Genomic DNA, 366 nt, shown 5'->3' with positions numbered 1-366 from the left:
TCGTGCACTCACCGGTACGCAGGGCCTGGATCGCCCAGTGCAGGGCCACCAGCGACGACGAACACGCCGTGTCCACCGTCACCGCAGGACCCTCAAGACCGAGCGCGTACGCGACCCGGCCCGAGACGACACTGCCGGCATTGCCCGTACCGATGTAGCCCTCCGCGCCTTCCTCACCAGACACCTGGGTGACGTAGTCGTGGTACATGAGCCCGGCGAAGACGCCCGTACGGCTGCCCCGCAGCGTGGCCGGGTCGATGCCCGCGCGTTCAAGGACCTCCCAGGACGCCTCAAGGAGCAGCCGCTGCTGCGGGTCCATGGCGAGGGCCTCGCGCGGCGAGATCCCGAAGAAGTCCGCGTCGAAGT

1 protein-coding gene is annotated in these 366 nt (G+C 69.1%); it reads right to left on the bottom strand.

The window, feature by feature from the left end; genetic code table 11:
- A partial coding sequence (locus ACLF6P_RS29990) for a beta-ketoacyl synthase N-terminal-like domain-containing protein (RefSeq protein ID WP_415954568.1) occupies positions 1 to 366 on the bottom strand: 366 nt, incomplete at both ends.

The organism is Streptomyces lothianensis (assembly GCF_047779955.1).
In the GTDB taxonomy this organism is placed as follows: domain Bacteria; phylum Actinomycetota; class Actinomycetes; order Streptomycetales; family Streptomycetaceae; genus Streptomyces.
The sequence above is the reverse complement of the archived record's forward strand: the minus strand, read 5'-3'. Positions and strand labels throughout refer to the sequence as shown.